This window comes from Arthrobacter sp. LjRoot78, assembly GCF_964254335.1.
Taxonomy (GTDB): domain Bacteria; phylum Actinomycetota; class Actinomycetes; order Actinomycetales; family Micrococcaceae; genus Arthrobacter.
The window spans coordinates 2,965,186-2,977,696 of record NZ_CAXUTG020000001.1 but is presented as its reverse complement, the minus strand read 5'-3'; the positions used below and the strand labels follow the sequence as shown (position 1 = coordinate 2,977,696).

Below are 12,511 nucleotides of genomic sequence, written 5' to 3'. Positions count from 1 at the left end.
GGAATTGGCGGGGTGCCCATAGACTGGGACCATGACCGAGCAGAACCAAGACCTTCCAGACGCCGAATCCTACGACCCCTCAGCCAGCTCGTTGGCCGGACAAGTCGACCAATCGGTCATGGCGGAACTACTGTCCATCCGGTCCAGTATCGACAACATCGACGCCACGCTCGTGTTCCTCCTCGCCGAACGGTTCAAGGCCACGCAGAAGGTCGGTTTCCTCAAGGCGGCGCACAGGCTGCCTGCCGGGGACCCGGGCCGGGAGACTGCCCAGATTGCGCGGCTGCGCCGCCTGGCCGAGGAGGCCCACCTGGATCCGGCATTTGCCGAGAAATTCCTGAACTTCATCATCGGCGAGGTCATCCGGCACCACGAAGCCATTGCCGAAGACCACCAGGCCGCCGGGAACAACGGGTCCGCTGCCGGCCGGCCGCTGCTTTCCCCGCCCGCCCCGTCCACCGCCGTCGACGCCTAGGCCATGCCGGAATCGCAAGTAACTGCCACTGCCCTGGGCCCGTGGCCCGGTGACGATCCTTTGGAGGCGACGCGGATCGTCCGCGGCGAACTCGGGAACCCGCACCTGCCGTTCCTCGTGGAGCTTCCGGACCGCGGCGTCGGCTCCGATGCCCTCGGCCGGACCGCGTCACTCCTGGTGGACCTGGCCGTCGACGTTCAGCCCCACGGATGGCGGATCGTGGATCGTCCGGGGAAAGACCTCATGCGGGCGAAGTCGGCGCTGTCAACGGACATCAACGTCCTGGCCGACGTTGCCGGGACGGAAGAAAGCCCGGCCCGCGACTTCAAGGTCCACCTGCGAGGACCGCTGAGCCTGGCCGCAGGCCTCCACCTCCACAACGGCGAACGGGTGTTGCTCGACTACGGCGCCCGACGCGATATCGCCGCATCGCTGGCAGCCGGCGTCGGTGATTTACTGGCCCGCGTCGGCACGGCTGTGCCCGGGGCGCGGCTGGTGGTCCAGATCGATGAACCTGATATTGCGGCGGTCCTCGCCGGCACCATTCCCACATCCAGCGGCTACAGGACCCTGCGGGCTGTTCCGGGGCAGGAAGTGACAGAGGCGTGGCGCCTGGTCATCGATGCGGCCAAGGCAGCCGGTGCCGTCGAAACGGTGATCGCGGTTGCCGAAGTTGAGGCGCCCTTCGACCGCATTCTTTCGTCGGGTGCAGATGGGATAGCCGTCCCGCTCAAGGCGCTCACCTCCCGCCAGTGGGAACAGCTCGCCGGTGCGGTCGAGGCCGGCAAGAGCCTGTGGGCCGGGGTGCTCGCGGTGGGCAACCGGTCCGCCGCACTGCCGCGAGTGCAGGAAGCCGTGGAGAACGTGTGGCGTCCGTGGCGCCAGCTGGGCCTTCCCGCCTCCTCGCTCGGCTCCATCCGGGTGACGCCGTCCGAGGGGCTGGCCGGGCACACGCCGTCGTCTGCCACCGCCGTGCTGACCCGCCTCACCCAGGTGGCGGACGGGCTCAACCAGCTGGCCCTCGGCTAAACGCGGCTCTCCCACCGGTCCGGCCGGGCGTAGCCCGGGAGGTGGCCCTGCCCCGCGCTTTGGCCGGGGTAGGAGCGAAGGCGGTAGTCGAAGCTCCCCGCATACACCAGGACGAGACCCAGCTGCGGCTGGATCACCTTGACCTGGATCCGGTGCTTGCCGTTTTCGCCCTCCGCCGGTTCCCACCACTGCTCCGCGTACGCCTTGGCATCCAAGGCCGCCGGCAGCGGGATGCGCAGGGCACCCAGGAACAGCCGGGACGATTCGGAGACGCCGCGGAGCCTGCCTTCGGCCGTCACGCTCAGGTTGAGGTCAGTGACCAGGCGCCGGTAGCGGCCGACATAGTCCACCAGCCCCGGCTTGCTCCGCGAGTCGTCAAGGCTGGTGGTGTCATGGAACAACCGCGTGCGGCCAGGAAACTGGATCTCGCGCCTGGCGGTGAGGCTCGACCGGCCGAACGGATCGAGGTGCGCGTGGTTTTCGATCCGGAAGGGAATTCGCTCACCGTATTCCGGGAAGAAGGCTTCTTCCCCGCTGGTCAGCCGCAGCAGCGGACGGAGCCACTGCTGCCGGCACCCCACAACGTCGAAGACACCCTCCCCGACGCCGTAGCGTCCTGAGCCGGGAGCAAGCGAAAAGTACTCCTGGAGCTCGGGTTGCAGCCGGGCGAAGTCGCTGCCCAGGGCGCGTTCATAGATAGGCGTGGTCACGTTGGCCTCCTGGTTTTCGACACATCTTTCATAGTCTGCCCGCGGCTTTGAGCCGGATATAGGCGTCCGCCAGTGCGGGCGGCAGCTGGTGGGGTTCGGCGTCCACCACTTCCACCCCCATCTGGCGCAGCTGGATGGCAACCGCCTCGCGTTCCAGCAGTGCCCGTTCGGCGGCTGCCGCCCGGAACACCTGCGCCGCCGTCGTGCGTTCCTTTTGCATGGTACCGAGCATGGGGTCCCGCACGGAGGCAACCACCACAACATGCTGCTGCGCCAGCTGGGCGGCCATCGGCAGCAGTCCCTCTTCCGGTGCGCCGCTGTCCAGCGGTGTCAGCAGCACCACCAGCGAACGGTGCGCCGATATTTGCCGGATCTGGCCCGGGACCTGGCTCCAGTCCAGCTCAATGAGTTCCGGTTCCAGCGGGGCCATCGCCTGCACGAGCTGTCCCAGCAGGTTTCCTTTCGACGCGGAGCCTGCCCGTCCGCGCGTCCGGCGGTCGAAGGCGAAGAAATCCACACGGTCGCCGCCGCGTTCGGCAAGGACGGCCAGCAGCAGGGCGGCCTCAATTCCGGTATCGAGCCTGGGTTCATCGTCGATCCTCGCAGCCGCCGTCCGGGAGGTGTCCAGCATGATGACCACGCGACGGTCCCGTTCGGGACGCCACGTACGGACGACGACGGCGGACCGTCTCGCCGTGGCGCGCCAGTCAATCGAGCGCACGTCGTCACCGCGGACGTAGTCGCGGAGGGAATCGAATTCGGTGCCGGCACCCCTGATCTGGACCGCGGCCTTTCCGTCGAGCTCGCGCAATTTGCGGAGCTTGGACGGTAGGTGGCGCCGTGAGTGGAACGGCGGGAGCACCCGCACGGCGCCGGGACACGGGAGGGTCCGCTGCCGTGCGGCCAGCCACAGCGGGCCGAAGGCCCTGAGGGTCACGTGGGGTGCCTTCAGGTCGCCGCGCCGGGCAGGTTTCAGCAGCACCTTCATGCGCCGCCGTTCGCCGGCCGGGACGTCGGTGAATTGGCGCGGATTCTGCGCACCGGCGGACGGCTGCCAGGCGTCCCGCACGAGGCCGCGGAGCCGGCGCGGACCGGTGTTCCCAATGGTCAGGACGGATTCGCAGCTGCCTGTCAGCGTGACGTTCCCCGGAAGAGTGCGGTCCAACGTGATCTTCCGCAGCGGCGCGGCCAGGGCAAGGTCCAGCAGCAGGAGTGCGCCCAGAACCAGGCAGACCAGCAGGACCGTTCCCCAGCCGGGAAACAGCATCACGGGCAACAGCCCTGCCAGGGCCAGAAGTACGAACCGTCCGGAAATGGCCATGGCGTCAGCGGGGCACGGGCACAGTTGCCAGGATGCTGGCGAGGACCCCGTCAACATGCACGCCGTCCATCTGCGCTTCCGGCTGCAGGGCAACACGGTGCCGCAGGCAGGGGAGGGCCAGCGCCTTCACATCGTCCGGTGTCACGAACTGCCGCCCGGACAGCCAGGCCCATGCACGGGCGGCACTCAGCAGGGCGGTGGCGCCGCGCGGCGACACTCCGAGCTGGAAGGAAGGGGCAGCACGGGTGGCCCTGGCGATGTCAACGATGTAGGCGGCAACTTCGGGCGCCACCACCACGGCAGCCACTGCCTGTCGGGCCTCCTCCAGCTCGGCCGCACCCGCGACCGCGCGCACGCCGGCGGCGGCCAGGTTCCTGGAGTCGAAGCCGGCCGCGTGCCTGCGGATGACCTCGATTTCATCAGCGCGCCCCGGCAACGGCATGGCAAGTTTCAGCAGGAAGCGGTCCAGCTGGGCTTCAGGGAGGGGATAGGTGCCCTCGTACTCCACCGGGTTCTGCGTGGCTGCCACGATGAACGGAACGGGAAGCAGCCGGGAGACGCCGTCTGCCGAAACCTGGCGTTCCTCCATGGCCTCCAGCAGGGACGCCTGCGTTTTCGGCGGTGTCCTGTTGATCTCATCGGCGAGAAGGATGTTGGTGAACACAGGGCCCTCGCGGAAGCTGAACTCCGAGGTCCGGGAGTCAAAGACCAGCGAGCCGGTGATGTCGCCGGGCATGAGGTCGGGTGTGAACTGTACGCGTTTGGTGTCCAGGCTCAGGGCGGCGGAAAGCGTCCGGACAAGCAGGGTCTTGGCCACACCCGGAACGCCCTCCAGCAGGACATGACCGCGGCACAGCAATGCGATCAGCATCCCGGTGACGGTGGCGTCCTGGCCGACGACCGCCTTGGCCACTTCGTGCCGCACGTTGAGGAGGGCCTGGCGGACGGGATCGCTGCCGGGCGCTGCCTCCACCGTTGCCAAGGCCGGACCGCCGGGGCCGCCCTGTGTGAATCCGTTGGTCTGCTCACTCATTGGGCGGTTACCTCTTTCTCTAGTGATTCCAGCTGCTGGGCCCAGTGGACCAGCTCGCTCTCCGTGCGCGGGCGGCCTTCCAGCACGCGGGCTGTCTCCTCGCGGGTTCGCCCAAGGTGCCGTGCGGCGGCGTCGACAATTGCCGTTGACTCGGCATCCGGTCCCAGCCGGAGGACCCGGGCGAGGCGGACCAGCGTACCGGCCCTAAGGCTGTCAGCAGCCCTGTCCACGGCGTGGGCGTCGTGGTACAGCCGGGCGCGGCCCTCAGCAGTCTCAACGGCCTTGACCACCACCGGCAACGGCTCGAAGACCAGCGGTCCCAGCCGCCGGCCCCGCCAGGCCATTGCCAGCACGGCCACCAGCGCCAGCCAGGGGCCGATGAAGGCGACCCACGGCGCGGCAAGTTGGTCCAGGGTCTTGGGTGTGTCCTCCTCGGCCACGTCCGCAAGCCCGGGAAGGTACCAGACCAGGTTGTCCGAGGCCCCCAGCGTCCTCAGCGTCAATGCCGCATTGCCGTGTTCATCGAGCAGGCGGTTACTGAGTAATTGCGTGCTGCCCAGCACCACCAGACTGCCGTCGTCACTGGCGGCATACAGTCCGCCCAGGCCCTCTGCAGGCTCATAGCAGGCGCGGTCGGCCTTGTAGAGGTACGCGGACTCCGCTGTGACGGCCCCGGCGGCCGCGGGATCGTGGAGCCTGCAGCCGGGTTCCAAGGTTGCCACTCCGGACGGCACCACTCCGGCGGGGCGGATTTCGCCGTCGAGGGCGCTGAGCGTGCTGAGGCGGGGCGTGACCACCACCAGCCTGTCCGTGGCCTCCCGCAACGCCTGCAGCTGCACGGGGTCCAGGTAGCCGTTTCGATCGTAGAGGAACAAGGTGGTGCCGGTGCTGTCTTCGAAGGCGCCGGCCCCGGCGGCATCCTCCAGCGCCGACATCGTTGATCCGAAGTTATCGGTCTGGCGAACGTCCACACCCCGGCTCCGCAATATCTCGGCCGCCGCCCGCGCACCGTCAGGAGCTGCGTTGCGCGTGGACAGGGGGAAGCTGTCGCCGTGGGGGGAGAGCTGCGCCATGATCGACAGCCCCACTCCAACCGAAAAGACCAGGATGAGCAGCGTCCACGTCCGGTGACGGCGGATCCATGCGGCGAAGGTGTGGACCGGGCGATCACCGTCGGCCGCGCCTCCATCGCGTACCGGCCGGTTCGCCGATTCGAGGACGGGCGTCATCGCGGCAGCGCCAGGCGGTCCGCGGCCGGCTGGCCGAAGTCGGGCTTTGCTGCATCCAGGAGCTGATCCAGCGCAACTATGACGGCGTGGTCGCTGCCGGTGGCGTCGGCACCGCCGTACCGGACAGCGTCGAAGATGCCGGCCGCGTGCCGGAGTTCGGCGGCATGGCTGCCGAACGCCCCGGCCAGCTGGCCGGCCACCTCGTCCGCCGTCCGGCCGGGCAGGGGATCGATGACCGTGCGGTCCTCGGCAGACCGGACCATGGCGCGGAACTGTTCGACGATGGCGGTGCGCCACTCGGAGCGCGCTGCGGCCGCGGCCGCGCGCCGGCGGTACTCGGCCGGGCTGACGGAAGGATCGGCATCGACGTCGTCCCCGGCGGGGCGCTGGCGCCGGGCGTTCAATCGGGGGCGCGCGAGAAGGACAGCGACGGCGATGAGAACCAGGATTGTCACTCCGATGGCCGGTACCGCAACTCCGCTGTCAATGGCAGGGTCGCCGCTGCCGAGGGATCGCAGCCAATCGGTGAACTGCCGCCACAGATCGGTGAGCCAGTCGGGCTGCGCGTCCTGGTAGACGGGTTTGGAGAGCTCCTCGACGGCCCACCTGCGGGCCTCATCAGCGCCAGGTTCCACGGGAGGCGCGGGCACAGCCTCGTAAATGCCTGGCCCCGTCATCCGGCGCCCGGCGGCGGATTGGTTGGGTGCTGGCCGTAGCTCTGCGGCGGGTTGTATCCGGGCGGGGGTCCGTAGCTCTGCGGCGGGTTATAAGGGGACGGTCCGTACGGCGGCTGTGCGTAAGGGGACGGTCCGTACGGCGGCTGGGGCCAGATGCCGGAGGGAGGACGCCCCGCAGAGTTTGCTTCGGGGGCCACACCGCGCCCGGGAACGCCGTCGGCGTCGTTGCCCGCTTCGAGCTGCCGCTGGAGGGCGAGGTCCAGGCCCTCCTTGCGCATCCGGAGGTCAAAATAAAGAAGGCCCATCACAGAGGTCTGGAAAGCGTAGCCGACCGCCCCGACCACCGCGGTGACGATGATCGCAGCGACCCCGAGACCCGCGTCGAGGGCGCGCTGGCCGTCGTCGTCGCCGTGCGGCGCGATGACGGAGGAGAGCCCGCCGGAAGCAATCCCGAGGGGGACCAGCACAATCTGGCTGATGATGCCGATCAGGAGGGAAATGACCAAAACGATGCCGAAGATGCGCCACCAGTTGTGTCGGGTGAGCTGCCAGGACCTCCGCAGGCCGTCAAGAACGTCCAACTCCTCGACGACGATCGCCGTCGGCGCCAGGAGGAGCCGGATGGAGAGCCACAGGACGATCAGCATGGAACCGAGGAACAGCGGGACGAGGATCAGCGCAGAGGCTCCGCGCATGCCATCAATCAGGAGTACGACTGCGCCGACCAGAACGACGCCCAGGGTGATGCCGGCGAGGATCTGCAGCCCGCCATACGCCAGCAACGATCCGATCCTGGACCGCGACAGCTTCCACATCTCCTTGAATCCTGTGCGCCAGTTCAGGACCGACCGGGCCACGGGTACCGCCATCACACCCTGCAGCACAATGGAGATAAAGAAGGACAAGAGTCCCAGCAGGGCGGCGCCGATGAGGAGGCCGAAGCCGAGTCCGAGCATCTCGGGCGGAGCCATGCCGGATACCCACATCGCGATCGACTGTCCCCGCGATTGGGTCTCTGCGGTAACGACCGCGCTGACAACGGTTGCCAGGGTTTGTGCAAGAAGCGCCGCGCCCAGCATCGCCCCGGCGTTCCGCCTGATGGTCTGAAACGATCCATCCAGGATCTCGCCGAACATCAGGGGCCGCAGGGGCACGATGCCTGGCTTCGGCGGGGCGACGTATCCAGGCTGAACGTATCCGGGCTGACCGTACGCCTGCTGACCGTACCCCGGCGGCGGAGCCGGCTGCGTCCCGGGATGGGGGGAGCCCCACTGCGGCTGGCCGCCGTACGCGGGCGGCGGTGCGTTCCACTGCGCGGGGGCATCCCAGGGGAGTGGCTGCACCGGCTGCTGCTGGCCCTCCCGGGGCCGCGCGTTCGGATCCTGCTCTGACAACCTGTTCCTCCCCAAAAGACGCTGTCCGCGAGCCGCCCGGCCACAACTTCCGCCCGGCGCTCCGGACCGGCGGCGTCCTGCACCGTCCGGCCCGCTCCCAGCCTATAGTTTTGCCTGCATGCCTCATAGCTTCCGGCTGATTCTTCCCGCTGTGGCGGCGGTCCGCCGTCCGAAGCGCGCCCCGTACGGCGGTTGCCCGCGCCATGCCGTGTCGGCCCTCAACGGGACAAAGCCCATTCAATAGGCGAATATATAACTATGAAGGCACGCATTCTGGTAGTGGACGATGACGAAGCGCTGGCCGAGATGATCGGGATTGTCCTGCGCAATGACGGCTTTGAACCCGTCTTTTGCGCGGACGGCGGGCAGGCGCTGGAAGTCTTCCGTTCCTCGAAGCCTGATCTCGTGCTGCTCGACCTGATGCTTCCGGGCATGGACGGGATCGAAGTGTGCCGGCAGATCCGCGCCGAGTCGGATTCACCTATTGTCATGCTGACCGCGAAGTCGGATACCTCGGACGTGGTCCGCGGCCTGGAGTCGGGTGCGGACGACTACGTTCCCAAACCGTTCAAGCCGGCGGAATTGGTGGCCCGTGTCAGGGCCCGGCTCCGCCCCGGCGACCAGAAGGCACCCGAAACGCTGCGCATCGCAGACATCACCATTGATGTGGCCGGCCACCTGGTGAGCCGGAACGACGAACGCATCTCGCTCACGCCCCTCGAGTTCGACCTGCTCGTTGCCCTTGCCCGTAAACCCTGGCAGGTTTTCACCCGCGAACTGCTGCTGGAGCAGGTCTGGGGATACCGGCACGCGGCAGACACCCGCCTAGTGAACGTCCACGTCCAGCGGCTGAGGTCAAAGATCGAGCGAGACCCCGAAGCCCCCGAAGTAGTTTTGACGGTCCGTGGTGTCGGCTACAAAGCAGGTTCCTGAACCGCCCAGCGGCGAAGCCGGCCATGAGCCGGAGGTAGCCCGCCCGCAAAAAACGGAACACACCCACGTCCACAGCGCTCCGGAACATACCGACGCCATCGCGGGTGTGCTCTCCGGGTTGCCGTTCCGCGCCCGGATCTGGGTCCGTCGCGCCCGGATCGTGGGATTGCGGGTCTCGCGGCTCGTCCGGACCGGGCTGATCAGGCTCCTGCCCGGTGTCCGATTCCTGCTGCGGGCGCTCCACAGGCGCTGGCGCCGGTCCTTGCAGTTCCGGACGGTCCTCACCACGCTTCTGCTGTCGATCGGTTCCTTCGCAGTTGTTGGCGCCTACCTGTCGAACCAGATCGCCAACAACCTGTTCCAGGAGCGGTTGACGCAGGCTGAGTCGGAGACGCTCTATAACGTCAAACAGGTCCAGGACACGTTCGACGGCGCCCAGGTCACCGACCAGTCGAGCGTCATTACGCTTGTCTACGACACTTTGAATGCCGTGGAGGGGCGCGGAAACGTGATCCAGCGGCGGTACGTGTTTGAGGCGATGCCCGAGCAGACCAAGCCCCGCAACCGCTGGGTGGAATCGCGGGCCTCGGACCAGCTGACCATCAGCGTGATTCCGCCGGAGCTGCGGAAGGCCGTTCAGGAGTCCGGAAAGGACCAGTTCTGGGCATCCACGGAGTTCCCTGTGGGAACGGAAGACCGGCCGGGCATCGCCGTGGGCAACAAGGTCACGTTCAACGGCACCGTGTACGAGCTGTACCTTATTTACGACCTCAACACTGCGCAAAAGACCCTCGACGAAATACAGAACGTCCTCCTGGCCGGCGGCGCGGTCCTCGTTCTTATCATCGGTGCCATTGCCTGGTACGTGACGCGCAACGTGGTCAGCCCGGTCAGCCACGCCGCAGTGGTGTCGGAAAAGCTGGCGGCCGGGCAGCTCCAGGAACGAATGGTGGTCAAAGGCGAGGACGAGGTGGCGCGGTTGGGCGCATCGTTCAATCACATGGCCGCCAGCCTGCAGGAACAGATCACGCAGCTGGCCACCTTGTCGCAGATGCAGCAGCGCTTCGTCTCGGATGTGTCCCACGAGCTTCGCACGCCGCTCACCACTGTGCGGATGGCAGCAGAGGTTCTGTACGACGCGCGGCACGATTTCGACCCCATCAACAAGCGCTCGGCGGAACTGCTCTACAACCAGGTGGAACGCTTCCAGTCCCTCCTTGCTGACCTGCTTGAGATTTCACGCTTCGATGCGGGCGTGGCAGTACTCGACGCCGAGCCCACCGATATCCTTCAGCTCGTGGCCAACGTCGTGGAAGACGCGGGGCCGGTCGCGGCTGAGTACGGTTCGGAGGTCACCATCAATTCGCGGGAAGAGAGCATCGTGGTGGAGATGGATGACCGACGCATCGAGCGGATTCTCCGCAACCTGGTGCTGAATGCGCTGGAGCACAGCGAAGGCAAGCCGGTCAGTATTTCCGTCGCTGCTAACGACACCGCCGTGGCGGTAGCCGTCCGCGACCACGGTATCGGCATGACACAGTCGGAAGCCGCCAGGGTGTTTGACCGTTTCTGGCGTGCGGACCCCGCCCGGGCGCGCACCACGGGCGGCAGCGGGCTGGGCCTGTCCATCGCCGCGGAGGACACGAAACTCCACAACGGGTGGCTCCAGGCCTGGGGCAGCAAGGGGACGGGAGCGAACTTCCGGCTGACGCTGCCGCTTCGGCAGGGCGAAGCCATCACCAAATCGCCGCTCCAACTGGAACCGGCCGACGTCGAATTGCCGGGCGGATCGGGGCAGGGCACCATGCTGCTGTTTGGAACCGTTGCTTTCCCGGAGGGAGCAGGAGCCGACGCCGGTCCTGCCGGGCCCACAGGGCAGGCAGCGCCTCAGCCGGCCGTGCCGTCGGCAGCTGCTCCGGGGTTAAAGCATGGCGAGGGCGGGGAAGAAGCAAAATGACCCGTATCCCACGGCGGTTTGGCACGGTGGCCGCGGCCTTAATGACTGTATTGCTCCTGCTGCTAACCTCCTGCGCCCAGATTCCGCGCTCGGGTCCCGTGGGGAAAAGCACCGACGAGAGCGCGGGCAAGCCAAACAACGCGCCCGTCTTTTTCCCGGTTGCGCCGCGCGAAGGCGCCGGACCTGAATCCGTCATTGAAGACTTCTACCTCGCTGGCAGCGGCTACGAGGACGACTACGCAGTGGCGAGGGAATACCTCACTCAGGCAGCCTCCGTTGCGTGGAAACCGGACCAGCGCACCTTGGTCTTCCGCTCAACCAGAGTGGTCCGCACCGGGGTGGAAAACGTCTACAACTACGAACTGGACGTTGCCTACTCGGTTGATGCGGACGGGATTGCCACACAGTTTCCCGAGGGCACCAAGGAGAAGATTCCGGTCACGCTGACTCAGGTGGACGGCCAGTGGCGCATCTCCGCCATCCCGGACGGGATCGCCATCCCGGAGCAGACATTCAAAGTGATATACGGCGCCTACCCCATCTATTTCTACGATCCCAGCTTCACTTACGCCGTGCCCGACGTCCGATGGTTCAACAAGAAGAAAACGGTCAAGGCGATGACCAGCGCCTTGCTGAGCGGTCCGGCTCCCTATCTCAAGGGAGCTGTGGTCAGTGCCTTCCCGTCCGGGATGAAACTGACGCGGGAATCCGTCCCGGTCGTCTCCGGCGCAGCGCAGGTTGACCTGTCAGCCAAGGAACTCGTGGAGGCTTCCAACGAGGACAGGTTGCGGATGCAGACACAGCTGGCTCTCTCCTTCCGCGGCCAGCCGGATGTCGTCAACGTCGAACTGCGCGCGAACCAGGACCTTGTCCGGGTCGAGGACAACGGGTCCGTGCTGCCTCCTGTCCGGGACAAGAACGTGCCGGCCCGCCAGATCGCCGTGAGCGACGGCCAACTGGTCCGATATGAGAACAACCGGATCTCGCCGCTCCCGGATATCCAGTCGGTGGGGGCCCTCGGCCCGGTTTCCCCTGCCGAATCGCCGGTATCGCAGTCGGCGGCGTTCCTCAACGGCAGCCGGACCACGTTGTATTCCATCTTGCCGGGGCAGCCTGCGCGGGCCCTGACCACCCGCACCACCCTGACCCGCCCGTCGTTCGGCCAGCAGGATTGGGTCTGGACGGCCGGTCCCGGCGCCAATGGGGCAACGGAAGTACTCGCCTTCCGGCCCACCGGAATTCCGGAAGGGGCCAGCATTCCCACCGTCACGCTGGCCCCTGCCTGGCTGGCCGGACGCACCGTCAAAGAATTCCGCATATCGCGTGAAGGCGTTCGGGCACTGGTGATTTCTGAACAAAACGGAAGAACCCGGGTGCAGGTGACGGGAATCGTCCGCAGCGCAGACGGCACCCCCCGCGACCTCACGGCCCCGACCACCCTCCTGACCGACCGCGATCCGGACCGTGGCGTGTGGGTCAGCGACACCACAGTCGCGGTCATGAAAGCATCGGCAACTGACAACGTAACGCCCGAATTGCTGTCCCTGGCGGCGTCACAGCCCCAGCAGCTGGCACCCTGGCCCGGGCTTACGGCCATCAGCGCCGGCAACGGCCCGGAGGAAATCTTCGGGCAGTCCGCCGACGGCATATTCCAGCGCCTTGGAAACGGCTGGTCGCCCCAGCTAAAGGGGCCCGTGGACCCGTCATTCCCCGGCTAAGACCGGCGGGGCCTTGTCCACATATGCGCCGATTC

The 12,511-nt window shown here is 67.1% G+C and carries 11 protein-coding genes; 5 read left to right on the top strand and 6 right to left on the bottom strand.

Translation table 11 applies throughout. The features are described 5' to 3' along the window. Nucleotides 1-31 precede the first annotated feature (31 nt). Complete coding sequence (locus ACSQ1X_RS13830) at nucleotides 32-475, top strand: chorismate mutase (protein WP_055796502.1); 444 nt, start codon at nucleotides 32-34, stop codon at nucleotides 473-475. A 3-nt stretch (nucleotides 476-478) separates the two neighbouring features. Then, on the top strand, nucleotides 479-1,504 hold the full coding sequence (locus ACSQ1X_RS13825) for a hypothetical protein (RefSeq protein WP_055796498.1): 1,026 nt from the start codon (nucleotides 479-481) through the stop codon (nucleotides 1,502-1,504). Here ACSQ1X_RS13825 and ACSQ1X_RS13820 read toward each other — a convergent pair. Genes ACSQ1X_RS13820 through ACSQ1X_RS13795 form a run of 6 tightly spaced genes read right to left on the bottom strand, consistent with a single transcriptional unit; the run spans nucleotide 1,501 to nucleotide 7,868 of the window. After that, nucleotides 1,501-2,214: a DUF4166 domain-containing protein gene (locus ACSQ1X_RS13820; RefSeq protein ID WP_436058067.1), complete on the bottom strand. Its 714-nt coding sequence runs from the start codon at nucleotides 2,212-2,214 to the stop codon at nucleotides 1,501-1,503. The genes ACSQ1X_RS13825 and ACSQ1X_RS13820 overlap by 4 nt on opposite strands. A 28-nt stretch (nucleotides 2,215-2,242) precedes the next feature. Then, nucleotides 2,243-3,535 carry a DUF58 domain-containing protein gene (locus ACSQ1X_RS13815; protein WP_436058066.1) on the bottom strand — a complete coding sequence of 431 codons (1,293 nt, stop codon included), beginning with the start codon at nucleotides 3,533-3,535 and terminating at the stop codon, nucleotides 2,243-2,245. 4 nt (nucleotides 3,536-3,539) lie between these two features. After that, the gene (locus ACSQ1X_RS13810) at nucleotides 3,540-4,568 is read right to left on the bottom strand and encodes an AAA family ATPase (protein ID WP_436058065.1); all 1,029 of its coding nucleotides are present in this window, start codon (nucleotides 4,566-4,568) and stop codon (nucleotides 3,540-3,542) included. Then, entirely contained in the window at nucleotides 4,565-5,797 is a 1,233-nt protein-coding gene (locus ACSQ1X_RS13805; RefSeq protein WP_436058064.1) for a DUF4350 domain-containing protein, read from the bottom strand. Before ACSQ1X_RS13805 ends, ACSQ1X_RS13810 begins: the two co-directional genes overlap by 4 nt. Beyond that, nucleotides 5,794-6,447, bottom strand: coding sequence for a DUF4129 domain-containing protein (locus ACSQ1X_RS13800; protein WP_436058063.1), 654 nt, complete (start codon nucleotides 6,445-6,447; stop codon nucleotides 5,794-5,796). The genes ACSQ1X_RS13805 and ACSQ1X_RS13800 overlap by 4 nt, the downstream gene beginning before the upstream one ends. 23 nt (nucleotides 6,448-6,470) lie before the next feature. Next, complete coding sequence (locus ACSQ1X_RS13795) at nucleotides 6,471-7,868, bottom strand: DUF7847 domain-containing protein (protein WP_436058062.1); 1,398 nt, start codon at nucleotides 7,866-7,868, stop codon at nucleotides 6,471-6,473. 258 nt (nucleotides 7,869-8,126) lie between these two features. Here ACSQ1X_RS13795 and mtrA point away from each other — a divergent pair, with 258 nt between their 5' ends. Genes mtrA through ACSQ1X_RS13780 form a run of 3 tightly spaced genes read left to right on the top strand, consistent with a single transcriptional unit; the run spans nucleotide 8,127 to nucleotide 12,476 of the window. Beyond that, nucleotides 8,127-8,801, top strand: coding sequence for an MtrAB system response regulator MtrA (mtrA, locus tag ACSQ1X_RS13790; protein WP_011692552.1), 675 nt, complete (start codon nucleotides 8,127-8,129; stop codon nucleotides 8,799-8,801). Continuing rightward, a complete protein-coding gene (mtrB, locus tag ACSQ1X_RS13785; RefSeq protein ID WP_436058061.1) occupies nucleotides 8,773-10,758 on the top strand; it encodes an MtrAB system histidine kinase MtrB in 1,986 nt (661 codons plus the stop codon). Before mtrA ends, mtrB begins: the two co-directional genes overlap by 29 nt. Next, nucleotides 10,755-12,476 carry an LpqB family beta-propeller domain-containing protein gene (locus ACSQ1X_RS13780; RefSeq protein WP_436058060.1) on the top strand — a complete coding sequence of 574 codons (1,722 nt, stop codon included), beginning with the start codon at nucleotides 10,755-10,757 and terminating at the stop codon, nucleotides 12,474-12,476. The genes mtrB and ACSQ1X_RS13780 overlap by 4 nt, the downstream gene beginning before the upstream one ends. Nucleotides 12,477-12,511 lie beyond the last annotated feature (35 nt).

Coding starts and splice junctions, on each gene's coding strand:
- ACSQ1X_RS13780 (WP_436058060.1), top strand. CDS start 10,755: ATGACCCGTATCCCACGGCGGTTTGGCACGGTGGCCGCGGCCTTAATG.
- ACSQ1X_RS13805 (WP_436058064.1), bottom strand. CDS start 5,797: ATGACGCCCGTCCTCGAATCGGCGAACCGGCCGGTACGCGATGGAGGC.
- ACSQ1X_RS13830 (WP_055796502.1), top strand. CDS start 32: ATGACCGAGCAGAACCAAGACCTTCCAGACGCCGAATCCTACGACCCC.
- ACSQ1X_RS13815 (WP_436058066.1), bottom strand. CDS start 3,535: ATGGCCATTTCCGGACGGTTCGTACTTCTGGCCCTGGCAGGGCTGTTG.
- mtrA (WP_011692552.1), top strand. CDS start 8,127: ATGAAGGCACGCATTCTGGTAGTGGACGATGACGAAGCGCTGGCCGAG.
- ACSQ1X_RS13825 (WP_055796498.1), top strand. CDS start 479: ATGCCGGAATCGCAAGTAACTGCCACTGCCCTGGGCCCGTGGCCCGGT.
- ACSQ1X_RS13810 (WP_436058065.1), bottom strand. CDS start 4,568: ATGAGTGAGCAGACCAACGGATTCACACAGGGCGGCCCCGGCGGTCCG.